General features: G+C 58.7%; 18 protein-coding genes. 9 read left to right on the top strand and 9 right to left on the bottom strand.

Annotation, left to right across the window (positions count from 1 at the left end; translation table 11 throughout):
• Nucleotides 1-800: 800 nt before the first annotated feature.
• Nucleotides 801-1391, top strand: coding sequence for a nucleoid occlusion factor SlmA (slmA, locus tag GZH91_RS03200; protein ID WP_147070714.1), 591 nt, complete (start codon nt 801-803; stop codon nt 1389-1391).
• On the opposite strand, the gene GZH91_RS03195 is transcribed toward slmA, so the two are convergent.
• The 5 genes from GZH91_RS03195 to gpmI form a co-directional block, all read right to left on the bottom strand.
• Complete coding sequence (locus GZH91_RS03195) at nt 1388-2140, bottom strand: HesA/MoeB/ThiF family protein (RefSeq protein ID WP_147070712.1); 753 nt, start codon at nt 2138-2140, stop codon at nt 1388-1390. The genes slmA and GZH91_RS03195 overlap by 4 nt on opposite strands.
• Before the next feature lie 20 nt (nt 2141-2160).
• On the bottom strand, nt 2161-2556 hold the full coding sequence (locus tag GZH91_RS03190) for a hypothetical protein (RefSeq protein WP_147070710.1): 396 nt from the start codon (nt 2554-2556) through the stop codon (nt 2161-2163).
• A gap of 92 nt (nt 2557-2648) precedes the next feature.
• Nucleotides 2649-4061: a S41 family peptidase gene (locus GZH91_RS03185; protein ID WP_147070707.1), complete on the bottom strand. Its 1413-nt coding sequence runs from the start codon at nt 4059-4061 to the stop codon at nt 2649-2651.
• A gap of 11 nt (nt 4062-4072) precedes the next feature.
• Nucleotides 4073-5335 carry a murein hydrolase activator EnvC family protein gene (locus tag GZH91_RS03180; protein WP_147070704.1) on the bottom strand — a complete coding sequence of 421 codons (1263 nt, stop codon included), beginning with the start codon at nt 5333-5335 and terminating at the stop codon, nt 4073-4075.
• The gene (gene gpmI / locus GZH91_RS03175; protein WP_147070702.1) at nt 5332-6873 is read right to left on the bottom strand and encodes a 2,3-bisphosphoglycerate-independent phosphoglycerate mutase; all 1542 of its coding nucleotides are present in this window, start codon (nt 6871-6873) and stop codon (nt 5332-5334) included. The genes GZH91_RS03180 and gpmI overlap by 4 nt, the downstream gene beginning before the upstream one ends.
• Before the next feature lie 145 nt (nt 6874-7018).
• Between gpmI and GZH91_RS03170 the strand changes: the two genes are divergently transcribed.
• The 8 genes from GZH91_RS03170 to trxC all read left to right on the top strand — a co-directional run bounded on the left by GZH91_RS03170 (nt 7019) and on the right by trxC (nt 14863).
• Nucleotides 7019-7369, top strand: a complete 351-nt coding sequence (locus tag GZH91_RS03170) for an ArsR/SmtB family transcription factor (RefSeq protein WP_147070700.1) — start codon at nt 7019-7021, stop codon at nt 7367-7369.
• Nucleotides 7370-7646: 277 nt separating this feature from the next.
• Complete coding sequence (locus tag GZH91_RS03165) at nt 7647-9050, top strand: TolC family protein (protein WP_198415383.1); 1404 nt, start codon at nt 7647-7649, stop codon at nt 9048-9050.
• A 32-nt stretch (nt 9051-9082) separates the two neighbouring features.
• The gene (locus GZH91_RS03160) at nt 9083-10168 is read left to right on the top strand and encodes an efflux RND transporter periplasmic adaptor subunit (protein ID WP_198415382.1); all 1086 of its coding nucleotides are present in this window, start codon (nt 9083-9085) and stop codon (nt 10166-10168) included.
• Nucleotides 10161-13454 (top strand): efflux RND transporter permease subunit, encoded by a 3294-nt coding sequence (locus GZH91_RS03155; protein WP_147070696.1) that lies wholly within the window; start codon nt 10161-10163, stop codon nt 13452-13454. Before GZH91_RS03160 ends, GZH91_RS03155 begins: the two co-directional genes overlap by 8 nt.
• Nucleotides 13455-13473: 19 nt before the next feature.
• Nucleotides 13474-13692 (top strand): YgaP family membrane protein, encoded by a 219-nt coding sequence (locus tag GZH91_RS03150; RefSeq protein ID WP_147070694.1) that lies wholly within the window; start codon nt 13474-13476, stop codon nt 13690-13692.
• 15 nt (nt 13693-13707) lie between these two features.
• Complete coding sequence (locus GZH91_RS03145) at nt 13708-14118, top strand: rhodanese-like domain-containing protein (RefSeq protein WP_147070692.1); 411 nt, start codon at nt 13708-13710, stop codon at nt 14116-14118.
• 1 nt (nt 14119) lies between these two features.
• Nucleotides 14120-14374, top strand: coding sequence for a glutaredoxin 3 (grxC, locus tag GZH91_RS03140; protein WP_147070690.1), 255 nt, complete (start codon nt 14120-14122; stop codon nt 14372-14374).
• 66 nt (nt 14375-14440) lie between these two features.
• Nucleotides 14441-14863 carry a thioredoxin TrxC gene (gene trxC / locus GZH91_RS03135; RefSeq protein WP_147070688.1) on the top strand — a complete coding sequence of 141 codons (423 nt, stop codon included), beginning with the start codon at nt 14441-14443 and terminating at the stop codon, nt 14861-14863.
• A 131-nt stretch (nt 14864-14994) separates the two neighbouring features.
• Here trxC and GZH91_RS03130 read toward each other — a convergent pair whose 3' ends face one another.
• The 4 genes from GZH91_RS03130 to GZH91_RS03115 are packed head-to-tail and all read right to left on the bottom strand — an operon-like array spanning nt 14995 to nt 17993.
• Entirely contained in the window at nt 14995-15609 is a 615-nt protein-coding gene (locus GZH91_RS03130) for a DNA-3-methyladenine glycosylase family protein (protein ID WP_174861818.1), read from the bottom strand.
• Nucleotides 15609-17333: a phosphoenolpyruvate--protein phosphotransferase gene (gene ptsP / locus GZH91_RS03125; protein WP_147070684.1), complete on the bottom strand. Its 1725-nt coding sequence runs from the start codon at nt 17331-17333 to the stop codon at nt 15609-15611. Before ptsP ends, GZH91_RS03130 begins: the two co-directional genes overlap by 1 nt.
• A complete protein-coding gene (locus GZH91_RS03120; RefSeq protein ID WP_147070681.1) occupies nt 17330-17599 on the bottom strand; it encodes an HPr family phosphocarrier protein in 270 nt (89 codons plus the stop codon). Before GZH91_RS03120 ends, ptsP begins: the two co-directional genes overlap by 4 nt.
• Nucleotides 17580-17993, bottom strand: a complete 414-nt coding sequence (locus GZH91_RS03115; protein WP_147070679.1) for a PTS sugar transporter subunit IIA — start codon at nt 17991-17993, stop codon at nt 17580-17582. Before GZH91_RS03115 ends, GZH91_RS03120 begins: the two co-directional genes overlap by 20 nt.
• Between the last annotated feature and the right edge of the window lie 11 nt (nt 17994-18004).

Raw genomic sequence — 18004 nt, 5'->3', positions numbered from 1 at the left:
TCGTCCACCAAACGGTAGGTTTGAAGACAGCTGGAACCAGGGCACTAACTGCGCTATTTTTTTGCGGGATCTGTCAAGCAGACGGCCCACAGATCCATGTCAATAACGTTACCGCTTTTACTCATGATAAAAACGTTATCTGGAGTAATGTCAGGCCATGGCTCGGATGCGCTGGAGTCGGCCAAGGTGCGTGCTGATAAAAGAGTATTTTGCAGGGACCAGCCGGGTGTATGAGGCATTGCGGAAAAAGCGGAGGGTGACGGGTAGTGACTGATTGATCAATAGCGCTGGATTCCTTTTGATTTCAGGCACACATCCTTGACAAGCCGGTTCCAGAATATCGGAATATAGGTTGTAGTATTGATGACCATTGGCGCCAATTCTCAGTTAGAATTAGCGCCCGGTTGACCTTGATTAAGGCATCAATTGGGGCAACAAAAACGTGCGGCGCAATAGTTCAACGCAGGCTCAGCGGCGTAGTCGTACAACAAAGCCATAAAGCAAACATGTTTTTATCTAACCTATTAATAATAAATAATTGTTATCCAATGTTACCCTATGCCAGGGACTCATAATCCCTTGCTACACGGTTCAAGTCCGTGCAGACCCGCCATTATTCAGTTAAACAGTAATCAAACGCTTAGCATCGCTAAAAATTCAAAACCATGAGCGCGACGGGACACGAATGATTTTTTGTGCGTCCCGTAATAATTTCCATGCAAGCACTCAAGTTTCTGGGCAACGCCTGGTCGCAACGAGGTTTGGATTTTCATAGATGCTCACTATAAAAGGGGAACGGCGTGGCAGCACCCGGAGAGCGCAAATTTCAGATTCTGCAAACTTTAGCTGGCATGCTGGAAACGCCCGGTGGTGAAAAAATCACCACTGCCGCGCTGGCAGCCCGGCTCGATGTATCCGAAGCCGCGCTGTACCGCCACTTTGCCAGCAAGGCGCAGATGTTCGAGGGGCTGATTGAATTCATCGAACAGTCGGTGTTTGGGTTAATCAATAAAATCACCGGCAGCCAGCAAAGCGGGCTCAGCCAGGCCGAGGCAATTCTTTCGCTGCTGCTTGGTTTCGCACAAAAAAATCCGGGCATGACGCGGGTATTGATTGGCGATGCACTGGTCAACGAAAACGATCGCCTGCAGGCGCGCATCAATCAATTGCATGACCGCCTGGAAGCCACCTTGCGCCAGTGCCTGCGTATCGCTGCAGGGAATGGCGATACCCGTGCCGAGCTGGATACGACGGCAGCGGGCAATCTGCTGCTATGCTATGTCATTGGGCGCTGGCACCAATTCGCCAAAAGCGGATTCAGGCGCCTCCCCGCAGAGGCATTTACGACGCAATGGGCATTATTAAGTGCCGACCTGAAGGCGAAAGTCTAACGCAGGATCCCGCATACCCCGCAACCCGGATCTTTCTGCAAACGGACACTGCGCCACTGCATGTTGAGGGCGTCAAGCAACAGCAGCCTGCCATTGAGCGATTCACCCGCGCCACACATTAATTTGAGCGCTTCGGCAGCCTGCACTGTACCGATCATCCCTACCAGCGGTGAGAACACGCCATTTTCTGCACAGCGTATTTCGTCACTGCTGCCGGTATCGGGATACAGACAATGATAGCAAGGGCTGCCTGCGTAGCGCAGATCGAATACCGTGACCTGGCCGTCGAATCCTATCGCAGCGCCAGAGACCAAAGGCTTGCGGTGTTCCACACAGGCGCGATTCACGGCATGGCGTGTAGCAAAGTTATCGCTGGCGTCTATCACCACGTCGGCAGCGGCGACCTGGGCTGCCAATGCCGCGCCTGCCAGGCGCTGTGTCAACACCTGCACATCTATGCCGGGGTTGATCGCGCGCATGGCAGCGGCGGCAGATTCGGCCTTGTTACGACCGATTGCATCGCTGCAATGGGCAATCTGGCGCTGCAGGTTGCTGATGTCCACGTTGTCGTCATCGCACACGGTAATCTGCCCAACCCCGCTCGCAGCCAGGTACAACAACACCGGCGAGCCCAGTCCGCCGGCGCCAATCACCAGCACGCGCGCATTGGTGATGCGCTGTTGGCCAGGCACGTCTATTTCGCGCAGCAGGATGTGGCGGCTATAACGCAGCAGCTGGTCGTCGTTCATGTCAGGGTGCGGCGGCTGCGTTACTTGTAAGTACGCCACTCTTCCGGAGTGTCGTCCTGGTCGCCGTGGGGATGATGCTGAAAGGCCTCCACGAAAGGTTTGGCGGATTTTTGTTGGGACGGCGGCACGCTGAGATTGTCGCGCTGGTTACGCTCGCAAAAATATACCAGCGCGCGGCGCAGTTTCTGCAACAGGGCATTATCGAGGTGAAATCCTTGTGCCAGCAAGGCAGACTCCAGTTTTTCCAGGGTGTAGTCACACACGTCGTAATGCACCACGATACTATTGGGGTGGCGGCCCGGCTCCACATGCATGCCCCGCATGCCATCCAGCAAAGCCAGCGCAGCCTCGGCCTGGCGCACAGGCATCGCGCTGAACACGATTTCGCGGGTTTTTTCCTGATCGCTGGGTTTCATCACAAGCACTTGAAAACGCCGACTTTCCGGCACGCGTGATCAGAATACGCGCAACCGGGCAGCCCTAGCAAGTCAGCCGTTTTTCCGGGCGCTTATTTTTCCCGTGCACGGATAATGCTCAAGCCCTTAAGCAGGCTTAAGGCCTGGTTGAACTGGAAATCATTTTTGGAGATGACTTCGCCTGGTTCTAATTTTTCCGGCTTAACTGGCTTGGCGGGTTTTTCCGGCACGATGATGATTGCTGGTGTAGTTGCGGGCTTGTGCGTGCCTGTTTGGGGATTGTCAAGATGCCGGTCCAGATCGGCCTCACGGATATTCAGATTGGGGTCGCGTTGGGCTCCGGTGACCGTGCCCTCTTCCACCACGATATCCGGGGTGATGCCCTTGTTCTGGATCGAGCGTCCGGCTGGCGTGTAGTAGCGCGCAGTGGTGAGCTTGATGCCCGTACCGTTACCCAATGGCAGGACCGTCTGTACCGAGCCTTTGCCGAAACTTTGCGTACCCATGATGATGGCGCGTTTGTCGTCCTGCAACGCACCTGACACGATCTCCGATGCCGACGCTGAACCGCCATTGACCAGTACCACGATGGGCACAGTTTTGGTCCAGGCAGGCAAGCCCTTGAGGTAATCTGCCTGGTTGCCTCGCAGGTAATATTCAGGACTGGCGTTGAGTTTCATCTTGGCATCCGCAGTACGGCCATCAGTGTAAACCACCAGCGAATTGGGTTTGACGAAAGCAGCTGCCACACCGACTGCGCTGTTGAGCAGGCCACCCGGATCATTGCGCAAATCCAGCACAAGACCTTTCAGTGGCGCGCCCCCGTTATCCTTCTGCAGGACTTCCAGGGCATGGGCCAGGTCTTCCCCGGTACGTTCCTGAAACTGGGTAATACGGATATAGCCGTAGCCATTCTCGGCCAGCTTGTATTTCACGCTTTTGACCTTGATGACAGCACGTATCAGAGTGACGGCAAACGGCTTGGATACGCCTTTACGCAGTATGGTCAACACAATCGGCGTGTTGGGTTTGCCGCGCATGCGCTTGACCGCATCATTGATCGTCATGCCCTTGACTGGTGTATCGTCCAGCTTGATGATCAGATCGCCCGGTTTCAGACCGGCCTTGAAGGCCGGAGTGTCATCAATCGGCGAAACGACTTTGACAAAGCCGTCTTCCATACCCACTTCTATGCCCAGGCCACCGAATTCGCCCTGGGTACCGACTTGCAAATCCTTGAATTCGTCGGCGTTCATATACGCCGAGTGCGGATCCAGCCCGGACAGCATGCCATTGATGGCGGAATCGATGAGGGTTTTGTCATCCACCGGCTCGACATAATCGCTTTTGATCTTGCCGTATACTTCGGCAAAAGTGCGCAGTTCGTCCAGCGGTAGCGCTTGCGTGGCTTCGCGATCTGCCACGGCAGAATAATTGAGGGTGAGTGCCGCACCCAGCATGACCCCCGCACCGACCAGACCGATTTTTTGCAGTTTGCTGCGCATTGCCTGTTCCCTCATTTACCTGCCATCCAGCTCATCGGGTCAAATGCCCGACTCTGATAGCGCAATTCAAAATATAACCCCGCATCCGGGTCGCCTCCACTATTGCCCACGGCAGCAATGGTTTCGCCCGCCCTGACGGCATCACCCACCTGCTTATACAATGTTTCATTATTACTGTACAGACTCATGTAGCCACTGCCGTGGTCAACAATGATCAGATTGCCAAACCCGCGCAGCCAGTCTGCAAACACCACCCGGCCAGCAGCAACAACATGTACTGGCTGGCCGGCGCGCGCCTTGAAGAACAAACCTTTCCACAACGAGCCGCCCCGTTCCCGTGGAGTACCGAAACGGTGAACAAGTTCCCCATGAACCGGTAACTCGAGCCGCCCTTTAAGGCGTCCAAACGAAGTTCCGGTTATAGCCAATTCCGGCACAGGTGTTGCCGGCCTGGGCCGAGGGGATTCCGGGGTGACTTCCTGGCCGCGTTCAGGCGCAGCCTGATGATGCTTCCTGCGCGCTGCAGCGGCTCTCTCTTGCGCGGCTTTTCTGGCGGCAGCGCGTTTAGCCGCCGCTTTGGCGAGCGCTTCTACGAGTTGGGTAAGGTGTTTTTCGTTGCGCTCCAGCGTGGCAATTTCCTTGCGCTGGCTTTGTATCTGCGCGCCCAACTTGTCTATTACACGGCGTTTTTCCTGACGCTGCACTTCGAGTTGCTGACGCTGGGCAAGCCGCTGCTGGCGAATACTGTCGAGCTGCGCCTGTTTTTCCTGTTGTGCCTGGGCAAGCTTATCGAGGCGCGCCAGCCCTGCATGCAAGCTCGCAATCAGGGCCGAGCGCGCTTGCGCAAGGCAGGCATAGTAGTGCAGGTTGCGTGCCAGCTGGTTGGGATCCTGGCCATTCATCAGCAGTTTGGCGGTGTCGTCCCGACCGCGCATATACTGCTGGTTGAGAAGCTGCGCCAGTTGTTGCTGCTGACGGGTGACGGACAGTCTGGCAGCGTCGCTATCCGCACGCAGTTGCGCCAGGCTTTGCTTCACCGCTCCCTGCTCGCGATCGAGCTGATAAACGCGCCGGTTGGCATCGCTGATGGCGCGCTCCGATTGCTGCAGGGCATCCGCCGCCTGGCTGCGGTTGGCCTGCGCATTTTCGTTGTCGCGGCGCAGCGCTTCGATATGCTGACGCAGCCTGACCAGATCTTCCTGGGACACTGCGACCGCATTACCCGCCCCACTCAGCAATACCAGCAATACGAACAGTCTGGGCGCGTGTTTCACTCGAACTCGATCAGCGATCTTCCGGACATTTCGGACGGCTGAGGCAGCCCCATCAATTTGAGCAGTGTGGGGCTCACATCTTCCAGCGCACCGTTTTCCGCCAGATGCACACGGCGCTTGCCGACATAAAGTAACGGCACCAGGTTGGTGGTATGTGCGGTGTGTGCCTGGGTGGTTTGCTCGTCCAGCATCATCTCGGCGTTGCCGTGGTCGGCGGTGATGATGACCTCGCCACCGGTTTCCAGCATCGCCGGGATGACGCGCCCGATGCATTCGTCCAGCACTTCGATGGCGCGCACGGCGGCAGGCAGATTGCCGGTGTGGCCGACCATGTCCGCATTGGCATAGTTGCAGATGATGGCGTCGAACTTGCGGGTTTCAATTGCACTCACCAGCTTGTCGGTGAGCTCATAAGCGCTCATCTCCGGCTTCATGTCGTAGGTGGCAACATCCGGCGAAGCGATCAGGATGCGCTCCTCGCCCTCGTAAACCGTTTCCTCGCCACCATTGAAAAAGAACGTGACGTGCGGATATTTTTCAGTCTCGGCAATGCGCAGCTGTTTCAGGCCTGTTTTTGAGACATACTCGCCAAAGCCGTTGCGAATGCGCTCCGGCGGGAATGCCACCGATACATTGAATTCGTCACTGTAACCGGTGAGCGTACAAAATGCGCCAAGCCGGGGTTGGTACTCGCGTTCGAATTCACTGAAATCCGGTTCGATAAAGGTGCGCGAAATCTGCCGTGCACGATCTGACCGGAAATTCATGAACACCACCGCATCACCATTTTCGATACGCACAGGCTTCTCGCCCGGTGCCACAAGCGCCGTGGCCTTGATGAATTCGTCGCTTTCGCCGCGCGCGTAGGCTTGCGCCAGGCCGGTCAATGCATCAGGCGCGGTGTATTCGGCACGCCCTTGAGTAATCAGATCATAGGCAGCTTTGACTCGCTGCCAGCGACGGTCGCGATCCATGGCGAAATAGCGCCCGATCATCGAGGCCACACGCCCGACTTGCAACTGTTCGATTTTTGCCTGCAAACGCTGCAGATTGACTTCTGCACTTTTGGGGGGCGTGTCGCGACCATCCAGAAACACATGCAGGTATATTTTTTCCAGGCCTTCGCGCGCGGCCATTTCCAGCATGGCGTGGATGTGCAGCTCGTGACTGTGCACACCGCCATCGGAGAGCAGCCCCAGGATATGCAGCGCCTTGCCGTTGTTTTTTGCGGTGGCTATCGCCGCCAGCAACGCCGGGTTGGTATAAAACGAACCGCTGCTGATGGACAGATCGATACGCGTGAATTCCTGGTACACCACACGCCCTGCACCGATGTTGAGGTGCCCCACTTCGGAGTTGCCCATCTGCCCGGAAGGCAACCCTACAGCGGATTCTGAGGCCTGGATGAGGGTGTGCGGGCTGGTTTGCCAGAGTCTGTCCCAATTGGGTTTGCGGGCTTGCGCGATGGCATTGTCGGTGCGGCAGCGACGGCAGCCAAAGCCGTCGAGGATAATCAGCAGAACGGATTTTACCTTCATGTTTATATTTGCTTTCGGTGCGCAAACAGGCGCAACCTTTTCTATACTGAATCTATTTTTTTAATAATTCAATTTTAGTATATTTTAATACTGATTGCATTATAATATTCTTTAAATCAGTTGATTTTTAAAGGGTACTTTACCAATGAGTACTGTTAACGCAAGCACTGCAACCATCCTGAACCTTGAACACGTGGACCTGATCGACAAAGACGAGCACATTGAGCAAGCCTCGCGCGCCATGAAGGCAATGTCGCATCCGTTGCGCCTCAAGATATTGTGCGTACTCGGTGATCGCGAAGTCAGTGTGCAGGACATTGTGGACAGTGTCGGCACCTCACAGAGCAACATCTCCCAGCACCTGGCCATTCTGCGCGACAAGGGTGTGCTGCGCACGCGCAAGGACGCCAACCGCGTATTCTACCGCGTCGGCGATACCCGCACCTTGCGCCTGATCAGCATGATGCGCGATGTTTTTTGCGGTTTCTCAAAATAAACCTTCCTCACGCGCAGCCATGGACAAGGTCCATGGCTGCGCGTTCTGATCGCCATTCCTGCCTTCCCAATCATTCACTTCAGCCAGCATCCGGTCAGACAAGCGCTCTAACACGCTTATAATCCAGAATATCGTTTGCTTCGACTATAATAGTTAGAATATAATTATTCTCTAATATATAAGCATGTCGTGTTGTTCAGAACTACAGCCTGTGCGGGGGTAATGCACGCGATTCCGTGCCAGCCCGATCAGGCCACGAGCCAGGGGGCAAGTAAAAATGCATCTGCGTCAACCACGCTATAACGTCAGGCGGCTCAGTGCCCTGCTGCTATCCGCTGCATTTTGGCTGGCGCACCTTCCCGCTGCGACGGCACAAACACTTGACTTTGACCAGTGTGTGGCAACCGCGCTGCGTCAGAACCCGGACTTATCCGTCAGCCGTGCCCAGCTTGATCAGGCCCTGGCCGGCCTGCGCCAGGCGCAAGGCAGCCGGCTGCCCCGGCTCACCGCCTCGGTCAATGCCACGCGTACCAACGACGCACTCAACGCGTTTGGCATCAAGCTATCGCAGCGCAACGCCACATTCAATGATTTTGGTGCCAGCCAGTTCACCGGGCCGGCCGCGCTGGGCGTTGCGCCAGACAACCTCAACCACCCGGGCAGCGTCAACAATTTCAACACGCGTCTGGAAGCCCAGCTGCCGCTTTATACCGGCGGCCTGATTGAGGGCAACATCGAACAGGCGCAGGCCTACATCAGGGCCGCCCAGCATGGCGATGTGGCGGCACGCCAGCAGGTCATTTTCAACGTATTGCAAGCCTATCAGGGCGTTCATTCCGCGCGCGCCTTCGTCAGCGTGGCGAAACAGGCTGAGGCTGCCGCTGCCGCCCAGGTCAAAACCATCGACAGCCTGGTCAAAGGCGGCGTGGTGGTGAAGAGCGACCTGTTGTCTGCGCAGGTGCGACTGGAAGACGTGCGCATCCAGCTGTTGCAAGCCAGGAACGCCGAAGCCGCCGCACTGGATCAACTGCATCTTCTGCTAGGACTGCCCTTGTCCGAACCGCTCGACGTCGGCGCACCGGTCATGCCGGCCGCCATCCCCGGAAGCGCCGCTGCTTTGCGCGCACTGGCGCTGGCTGACAACCCGAAGCTGAAGGCCATGCGCGACCAATTGGGCGCCTCGCAGGCGGGTGTCAAAGCAGCCAAAGCCGGCCTGTACCCGCAGGTCGGGCTGATGGCGCGGCAGGACTGGAATGACAGCAAGATCGGCTTTTCTGCCAGCTCTTACACACTGGGCGGCTCGCTAAGCTGGACCATGTTCGACGGCAACGTCACGCGCGGCGCGGTAGATCGCGCCTCAGCCAAGCATGCCGAGCAGCAGGCGCGCCTGGTGCAGGCAGAAAACGGGGTTGCCTTGCAGGTGGATGATTCGCGCCGCAAGGCCGAAGAAGCCGAATTTCGCCTGGCTGCGCGCCAGCTCGCCGTGACCAGTGCCGATGCGGCAGCCAATCTAGTCAACAAGCGCTATGCCAGCGGCGTGGCCACCATCGCCGAACTGCTCGCTGCCCAGGCCCAGCAGGACAAGGCGCATGCCGATGTGGTGGCAGCCCAGTATGACCTCGCCGTGCAGCGCGCCAGCCTCAAGCTGGCGATCGGCAAGCTCGAACCAGACCAGTTATAAAGACCAGGGAGTTGATCGTGAATCATCGAGCCATGAAAGCCATTAAATCCGCTGCTGTTGCGCTGGGGCTGGCGCTTGCACTAGCCGGATGCAGCGAAAAGGACCAACAACAGCAAACCACAACTCAGGCAGCCACAGTCACAGCCGATATGGCCGTGGTGCAGAAAACCGTGCTGCCCATCATCGCCACTGCTCCCGGCAGCGTCATTGCCGAACAGCAGGCCCAGATCGCTTCGCGCCTGATGGGTTTTATCCGTGAAATGAATGTGCAGGAAGGGCAAAGCGTCGTCGCCGGCCAGCGCCTGTTCACGGTCGATCCGACCGATATCCAGGGTCAGGTTAGCCAGGCCAAAGCCGGGCTGGCACAGGCGGAAGCGGCGCTCGCCGACGCCAAAAATGATTACCAGCGCTTTGGCGCCTTATACAAGGAAGAGGCCATTCCCAAGCAGCAATGGGACAAGGTGCGCCTGCAATACCAGGTGGCCCGGCAGCAGGCAGCGGCTGCCCGCGCCGGTCTCGGTACTGCCGCCGCGCAAATGCGCTACGCTACGCTGACCGCGCCGTTCGCCGGCATCATTACGCAGAAACTGGCCAACGTGGGCGACCTCGCCACACCGGGCAGGCCCGTACTGATGCTGGAAAACCCGGCCCGCCTGCAGGTACAGACAAGCGTGTCGTCCGATGTGTTCGCCCACTTGAAGCTGGGAGACAGCGTCAGCCTGCAAGTAAATGGTACCGGCACCGCCATCACCGGCACGATCGCGCGCCTGGTGCCCGCCGCCGATCCGGTCACGCGCACCTACCTGGTCAAAATTGATTTGCCTCAGGGTACCCGGTTCAAGAGCGGCATGTATGTACTGGTCGCCTTCCCCACCGGCCAGCGTGAGGGCGTGCGCGTCCCGCAGCCGGCTGTGCTCGACCGTGCCGGCATCACCGGCGTGTTCGTGGTGGACGCCCAGGGCATCGCCCATTACCGTATGGTGCGCGTCGGTGATACCAGCGCTGGCCAGGTGGAAATCCAGGCCGGCCTGACCCCCGGCGAGCGCGTCGTGACCTCGGCCACCGCCAATCTGCAATCCGGCGACAAAATAGTCAGCGCAGGGGGCGGCAATGTCTGATCCGCACCCGGCACCCCTGAATATCGCGGGCAGGATCGCCCGCACTTTCCTGGAATCAAAAATCACCGCCATGCTGATGCTGGCGGTAACGCTGGCCGGTGTGATGGCGCTATTCGTCACGGCGCGGGAATACAACCCGCAGATCGTGGTGCCGGCCGCCAACATTATTGTCGCCAAGCCGGGGGCATCGGCCACCGAAATCCAGAACCTGGTGGTAAAACCGCTGGAAGCGATCATGAACGCCCAGTCCGGGGTGAAACATACCTTCGGCTATGCCGCCCCCGACTTCGGCGTCGTCACCGTTCAGTTCGACGTCGGCGAAGACCAGGAAAAAAGCCTGGTCAAGCTCTACAACCAGTTGATGCAGAACCTCGACAGCATCCCGCCGGGCGCCATGCAGCCACTGGTCAAGCCGATCAACGTGGACGACGTGCCGATCATGACACTGACGCTGAGTTCCACCCAGATGGATGACTATCAGCTGCGTCAGGTGTCCGCCCGCGTGCTTGAACAGCTGCGCAATGTGCCGGGCGTGTCCTTCACCCAGCTGGTGGGCGGCGCGCAGCGTGCAATCAACGTGTGGATCTCCCCCGCCAAACTGGCGGCAGCCGGTGTGAGCCTCGACCAGGTGGACAAGATGCTGCAAGGCGCCAACGTCTCCGTGCCGATCGGCACCCTGGTCGACGCCAATCGCAACCAGCCGTTGCGTCTGTCCGGCTTTATTGGCAACGCACGCGAAGTGGGCCAGATCATCGTCGGCGCACCCAATGGCAAACCGGTATTCCTGAAAGACGTTGCCACCCTCCAGGACGGCGCGGCGGAAACCGATGAACAGACCCGTTTCGCCTATGGCCCTGCCGCTCATGATCCAGCCTATCGCGGCGAGGCACCGGCGGTCACCATCGCCATCGCCAAGAAGGCCGGCACCAATGCGGTAGTCGTCGCTGACGCGGTACTCCAGAAGCTGGACAGCCTGAAACGCCAGGCCATTCCCCAGGGCATTGAAGTCGCCGTCACCCGCGACGACGGCGCCAAGGCCAACGACGCGGTGAATACCCTGATGGAACATCTGGGCATCGCCATCGGCTCGGTGGTGGTGATTCTGGTGCTGTTTCTGGGCTGGCGCGAAGCCGCCATCGTTACCCTCACCGTACCGCTGATCCTGTTTGTGGTGCTGACCGTCGGCCTCATCGCCGGCCAGACCATTAACCGCATTACCCTGTTCGCGCTGATTCTGTCCCTGGGGCTGCTGGTGGACGCGGCGATTGTGGTAGTGGAAAACATCCACCGGCACATGCACCACGGCGGCGGCAAGAACTTCAAGGAAGCCCTGGTAACCGCCACCAACGAGATCGGCAACCCCACCAACATCGCCACCATCGCGGTCATCCTGGCGTTTATCCCGATGGCTTTCGTCACCGGCATGATGGGGCCCTTCATGCGTCCCATCCCGTTCAACGTGCCGATAGCAATGATTGCTTCGCTGGTGATCGCCTACATGGTGGTGCCCTGGGCTGCCAACCGCTGGCTCGCCGGCAAGGCCGCCAAGTCGCTCGCGCAGAAGCCCGCACTGGGGGAAAACGACGCCGACCCGAAAGACCGGCTGCACCGCGCCTACGTGGCGGTGATTACACCGTTTATCAGACACGCTGGCCGCCGCAACCTGCTGTTCCTGGTGATACTGGGCCTGCTGCTGGCGGCAATGATCCAGCCCGCCTGGCAGTTTATCCGGCCTTCCGGCATGAACGGCCCGTTGTCCGCTCTGGGCGTGGAGCTGAAAATGCTGCCCAACGACAACACCAACACCTTCCTGGTGCAGGTGGATACACCGGCCGGCACCACCCTGGCCGAAACTGATCGGGTGGCGCGTGCGGTAGGCGACGTTCTGGCAAACACAAAATACGTGACCGACTACCAGACCTTCCTCGGCATGACCGCCCCGGTGGATTTTGCCGCCCTGGTGCGCGGCGACATGCTGAAACGCGGCGACAACATCGCCCAGTTGCGCGTCAACCTCACCAGCAAACATGATCGCTCCGTGCCGTCGCACGCAATCGTGAACGACTTCAACGCGGCGCTGGCACCGGTACGCAAGGCCTTCCCGCAGGCCAGGCTGAAACTGTACGAAACCCCGCCCGGCCCGCCGGTACAGTCGCAGATTCTGGCCGAACTGTATGGCCCGGACTACAACAAGCTGCGCGCCGCGGCGGCAGACGTGGATCGAGATTTCAGCAAGATCTACGGCATCGTCAACGTGGACGATTCGGTGACCGCCACCGTGGATGCGTTCCATGTGAAAGTGGACCGCGAAAAAGCCGCACTATCGGGCGTGGCTGTAGGTCAGGTAGGCAGGCTGTTGCACGACTATGTATCCGGTTTCTCCATCGGCACCGTGCACGTGGATGATGCGCGCGAACCGGTAAACATTACCGTGCGCCTGCCGCAAAGCGAACGCCAGACGCCGGCCCAGATCCTGTCCATCCGCGTCACCAACCTGTCCGGCCAGCAAGTGCCGCTGTCTGCCATCGCCACCGTGGAACGCGCCACCCAGGACAAGCCGATCTACGACCGCGATCAGCATCCCGTGGTCATGGTCGGTGGCGAACTGCTCAAGTCCAGCCCGGTATACGCCGTGCTGGCGCTGGACAAAATGCTCGACGGCAAACTGCTGCCCGCCGGGGTGACGTTCAAGACCGGCAACCTTGGCTTCACCCAGGCCCAACCCGATGACGTGATGAGCTACCACCTGCTGTGGGGCGGCGAAATGCGCCTCACCCTGGACGTGTTCCGCGATCTGGGTTCCGCCTTCATCGTGGCGCTGGTATTCATCTACCTGATGCTGGTGGGTTACTACAAGTCGTTCATGATGCCGCTGATCGTGATGGGTGCGATTCCGCTCACGCTGGTGGGCGTGTTCCCCGGCCACTGGATCACCCAGCAGGCATTCACCGCCACCTCGATGATCGGCGTCATCGCCCTGGCCGGCGTGGTGGTGCGCAACTCGCTGCTGCTGATCGACTTCATCATCGATTACCGGGCGCGCGGCTACGGCCTCGAGGAAGCAGTGATCGAGGCCGGCGCGGTACGCTTTCGTCCCATCATGCTGACTGCGCTCGCCATCATCCTGGGTTCGGCCATCATGGTGACCGACCCGGTATTTGGAGGCTTGGCGGTGTCGCTGATTTTCGGTACCTTTGCTTCTACAGCGCTGACACTGATCGTGATTCCGCTGATATATTACCTGTGGGAGCGTCGCCTGCTGGCGCGTCAAAGCAGAACCATTTAACCAACCTGAAGGAAACACCATGACTGTAGAACGCGCAGTTCGTATTATCGCCGGCCTGTTCATCATGACCTCCCTGCTGCTGGCGCATCTGGCCGGCAGCGTGGACATGAGCCATATCAGCTGGCTGTGGCTGACCGCCTTTGTTGGCTTCAACCTGTTCCAGAGCGGCATTACCCGTTTTTGCCCGATGGATGTCATGCTCAAAAAAGCGGGCGTCAAAACAGGTTGCGGTCTTTAATCCCGGGAGCCCATTTTGGAATTTCTTCAACAAAACATCTGGCTGGTTCTGCTGGCTGCGTTTTCCGGCATCATGCTGATCCTGCCCATAATACGCGGCAAACTGAGCGGTGCACTCAGCGCTGACACCACCCAGGCGGTGCAGCTCATCAATCATCAGGATGCGCTGGTTCTGGACGTGCGCGAAGCCAACGAGTTCGCCGCCGGACACATTGCCAATGCGCGCCACATCCCGCTTGGGCAGCTGGCTGCCGGCCTCAAGCCTCTGGAAAAGCACAAAGACAAGACCATCCTGGTGAATTGCCAAAGCGGTACGCGTTCGGCCATGGCCTGCGGGGTCCTGCGCAAAAACGGCTTTAGCCAGGTTTACAACCTCAAAGGTGGCATCAAGGCTTGGGAACAGGCCGGTCTGCCGACGGTGAAATAGCATGCCCACAGTCATCATGTATTGCACCGCAGTATGCCCCTACTGCGTCATGGCTGAACGCCTGCTGCAGGGCAAAGGGGCCAGCGTGGAAAAAATCCGCGTCGACCTCGATCACACCCGCCGCGCGGAGATGATGACGCGCACCGGACGCCGCACCGTGCCGCAAATCTATGTGGGTAACACCCACGTGGGTGGCTTCGACGATCTCTCCGCATTGGACCGTGCCGGTAAACTGGACGCTCTGCTGAAAAGCTGATCGCCCGGCTTGAAAAACGCCTGAAATGCCGCACCTACCGGATATATTTTAACCGAGGTGCTTAATATGAATCTGGTCTGCCCGTCCTGTCAGGCGGTTAACCGTATCCCCGCCGAACGCGTCAATCAAACACCCAAATGCGGCAAGTGCGGCGCACTGCTGCACGCCGGTTTACCACTTGATCTTGGCGCCAGCAACTTCGACCGCTTCATCACGCGCAACGATTTGCCAGTGCTGGTGGATTTCTGGGCGAGCTGGTGCGGCCCCTGCAAAATGATGGCGCCTGCCTTTAAACAGGCCGGCGCGGAACTGGCCAGCCAGGTGCGCTTTGCCAAGGTCGAGACTGAGGCCGAGCAGGCGCTGGCTGCGCGCTATCATATCCGCAGTATCCCCACCCTGATTTTGTTCAAAAACGGCACCGAGGCAGCGCGCATGTCGGGCGCACTGGATGCCAGCGGACTCAAACGCTGGCTGGCGCAAAATCTGTAAATTCGGAAAAAAACAAGTTAACCACGGAGAACACGGGGTTCACGGAGGAAAAGCGAATATATGAATTTATCGTATTTAAGGTTTCCTCCGTGAACCCCGTGTTCTCCGTGGTTAAGCCATTTTTAAAGGCATTAGTACGCCACGACCTGCGGATCCAGGCTGCGCCACAGGTACCAGGTCGCCACCGAACGCCACGGGCGCCAGGTTTCGGCCAGGCTGCGCATTTTGATTTTGCTGATCGGTGCGCCGTTCTGATACTGTGCGGCCATGGCTTTTTGCAGGCCGATATCATCCAGCGGCAGCACATCCGGACGTAACAGATAGAACATCAGAAACATTTCCGCAGTCCAGCGGCCAATGCCGCGCACCCGGCACAATTCGACAATCACCGCCTCGTCGTCCATATCCTGCCACAAGCCGGGATGCAATGAGCCGTCGACAAATTTGGCCGCAAGATCGCGCAGGTATTCAACCTTGCGCAGCGAGAAACCGCAAGTACGCAAAACTTCCGGCGCAGTGTTTGCGATAGCTTCCGGGGTAAGCACAGCACATGCCAAAAGGCGCTGCCATACAGCTTCGGAGGCTTTCACCGAAATCTGCTGCCCGGCGATGGAGCGCGCCAGTGTAGAAAACGCGTCACCCCGACTGCGCATGCTGACTTCCGGGTAACGCGCAATCAGCGATTTCAACACCGCATCGCCGGCGGCCAATTCGCTCGTGGCTTGCTGCCAGTATTGCGGGTGCATCAGGCGTTCAATCGGGCGAGCAGCGTTTGCAGCTTGTCCGGCTCATGGCCGCGCATGATTTTGCCAGCCTGGGCGGCGGCTTCCACGCTATTGCTTTTGAGCACGCGCTGTTTGACCGAGAGCAGGCTGGCCGGGTGCATGGAGTAGCTGCGCAGCCCCAGACCCAACAACAGGCGTGTGAGCAGTGGGTCACCCGCCATTTCGCCGCACACCGATACCGGCTTGCCCGCTTTCTCGCCGGCGCGAATGGTCATCGCGATCAGCTGTAGCACCGCCGGGTGCAGCGGGTCGTACAGGTGCGACACGCTGTCGTCGGCACGATCAATCGCCAGTGTGTACTGGATCAGATCGTTGGTGCCGATGGACAGAAAATCCATACGCTCGGCAAAGCTCTGTGCGGCCAGTGCAGCGGCAGGGATTTCGATCATGCCCCCCACCTTGACAGCCGGATCAAACGCGATGCCATCGGCAACCAGACTGGCCTTGGCCGCCTCGATAGCGTACTGGGTCTGGCGCAGCTCCGGCAGGCTGGACAGCATGGGGATAAGGATGCGTACCTGACCAAAGTGCGAGGCCCGCAGAATCGCGCGCAACTGGGTGCGGAACAATTTCGGTTCAGCCAGACACAGGCGAATCGCGCGCAGACCGAGTGCCGGATTGAGGGTGTGGGCAGTGAGTCCGGCCAGTGGTTTGTCAGCACCCAGATCGAGGGTGCGGATGGTCACCGGCATTCCGTTCATCGCCTCCGCCACTTCGCGATAAGCTTCAAACTGCTCGTCCTCGCCGGGCAGATCGGCGCGGTTCATGAACAGGAATTCGCTGCGGAACAGACCAATGCCCGTTGCACCCGATTCCTGCACCGCCGCTACGTCTTGCGGCAGTTCGATATTACCGTGCAGTTCCACCACCACGCCATCGAGCGTGGCGGCGCGGTTGCCCTTCAGGCGCTTGAGCTTCTGGTGTTCAATCTTCCACTCGTTCTGGCGCAGGCGATACTCTTCCAGCACCGTTTCATCCGGGTCGAGAATCACCACACCGTGATCGCCGTCCACGATGATGGTTTCATTTTCACGAATCAGGCTGCGTGCGTTGTGCAGCGCCATCACCGAGGGGATGTTCAGGCTGCGCGCGAGAATGGCGGTATGTGAAGTGGTGCCGCCCATATCAGTAATGAACGCGGCAAACTGCTGGCGCTTGAAACCGATCATGTCGGCAGGCGACAGATCATGCGCCACCAGGATGCCGTCATGGCGCGCATCTTCGGCCAGTGGCAGATGGCCGGGATGCCCCAGCAGCACCTTGATGACGCGCTCCACCACCTGTACCACGTCGGTCTTGCGCTCGCGCAGATAGGCGTCGTCAATTTCGTCGAACTGCGCCACCAGCTGTTCCATCTGCTGGGTGAGCGCCCACTCTGCGTTGCATTGCTGGGTTTCGATGAGCTGCTTCGGCGCTTGCGACAGCATCGAATCATTCAGAATCATCAGATGCATATCAAGGAACGCGGGCAACTCCGCCGGGGCGTTGGCAGGGATCTGGCTGCGCAGTGCGCTCATCTCGGCGCGCACGGTTTGCACCGCTTCGTCGAAGCGCTCCAGCTCCTCGGCAATATGTGCTTTTTGCAGCACATAGTGGGCAACTTCGATGCGTGTATGCGAGGCCAGCCGCGCAGGACCGATGGCAATGCCGCTGGAAACGCCGATGCCGTGCAGGGTGGCGCTCACTCGCCTTCTCCAAACTTGTCGTTGATCAGCGCCAGCAGGGCGTCCATGGCCGCAGCCTCATCCGCACCCTCGGTTTCGATACTGAGAGTGCTGCCTTTGGCCGCTGCCAGCATCATCACGCCCATGATGCTTTTGGCGTTGACCCGGCGGTTGTTGCGAGTGAGCCAGATTGCGCTCTGGAACTGCCCGGCGGTCTGCGTGAGCTTGGCCGATGCGCGCGCATGCAGCCCGAGCTTGTTGATGATTTCAACGTCCTGTTGCAGCATCACACAGCTCCGGTGAAATATGCAGAATGCCTTCGTGGCCACCGGAGAGTGCCTTGATTACCAGTTTGTCGAGCGGCTCATGACGATAGGTGAGCGCGCGGATCAGCATGGGCAGGTTGACCCCGGCAATACCTTCCACGCGCCCCGGATAAAGCAGGCGACAGGCAGTATTGCACGGTGTGGCGCCATAGATGTCGGACAGCATCAACACGCCGTCGCCCTGGTCAAGCTCTTCAATCAGCTGCTGGGCTTTTGCCGTCATCGTCATGATGTCCGGGCAATCAATCACGTTCAACGGAGTGAGCAAAGGCGGGCGCTCGCCCATTACGTGCGTGGCGCATTGAATCAGACTTTCGCCCAGACTGCCGTGGGCGACGATGAGTATGCCAATCATGGTTATCGAAT

Source organism: Sulfuriferula plumbiphila (assembly GCF_009938015.1).
In the GTDB taxonomy this organism is placed as follows: Bacteria; Pseudomonadota; Gammaproteobacteria; order Burkholderiales; family Sulfuriferulaceae; genus Sulfuriferula; species Sulfuriferula plumbiphila.
The sequence above is the reverse complement of the archived record's forward strand: the minus strand, read 5'-3'. Positions and strand labels throughout refer to the sequence as shown.

Bases quoted from the DNA above. Each gene is read 5' to 3' on its own strand.
- GZH91_RS03130 (WP_174861818.1), bottom strand. From the start codon at position 15,609: ATGCACCCGCAATACTGGCAGCAAGCCACGAGCGAATTGGCCGCCGGC.
- GZH91_RS03150 (WP_147070694.1), top strand. From the start codon at position 13,474: ATGACTGTAGAACGCGCAGTTCGTATTATCGCCGGCCTGTTCATCATG.
- GZH91_RS03155 (WP_147070696.1), top strand. From the start codon at position 10,161: ATGTCTGATCCGCACCCGGCACCCCTGAATATCGCGGGCAGGATCGCC.
- GZH91_RS03195 (WP_147070712.1), bottom strand. From the start codon at position 2,140: ATGAACGACGACCAGCTGCTGCGTTATAGCCGCCACATCCTGCTGCGC.
- GZH91_RS03165 (WP_198415383.1), top strand. From the start codon at position 7,647: ATGCATCTGCGTCAACCACGCTATAACGTCAGGCGGCTCAGTGCCCTG.
- GZH91_RS03185 (WP_147070707.1), bottom strand. From the start codon at position 4,061: ATGCGCAGCAAACTGCAAAAAATCGGTCTGGTCGGTGCGGGGGTCATG.
- GZH91_RS03170 (WP_147070700.1), top strand. From the start codon at position 7,019: ATGAGTACTGTTAACGCAAGCACTGCAACCATCCTGAACCTTGAACAC.
- grxC (WP_147070690.1), top strand. From the start codon at position 14,120: ATGCCCACAGTCATCATGTATTGCACCGCAGTATGCCCCTACTGCGTC.
- trxC (WP_147070688.1), top strand. From the start codon at position 14,441: ATGAATCTGGTCTGCCCGTCCTGTCAGGCGGTTAACCGTATCCCCGCC.
- GZH91_RS03160 (WP_198415382.1), top strand. From the start codon at position 9,083: ATGAAAGCCATTAAATCCGCTGCTGTTGCGCTGGGGCTGGCGCTTGCA.
- GZH91_RS03115 (WP_147070679.1), bottom strand. From the start codon at position 17,993: ATGATTGGCATACTCATCGTCGCCCACGGCAGTCTGGGCGAAAGTCTG.
- GZH91_RS03190 (WP_147070710.1), bottom strand. From the start codon at position 2,556: ATGAAACCCAGCGATCAGGAAAAAACCCGCGAAATCGTGTTCAGCGCG.
- gpmI (WP_147070702.1), bottom strand. From the start codon at position 6,873: ATGAAGGTAAAATCCGTTCTGCTGATTATCCTCGACGGCTTTGGCTGC.
- GZH91_RS03120 (WP_147070681.1), bottom strand. From the start codon at position 17,599: ATGCTGCAACAGGACGTTGAAATCATCAACAAGCTCGGGCTGCATGCG.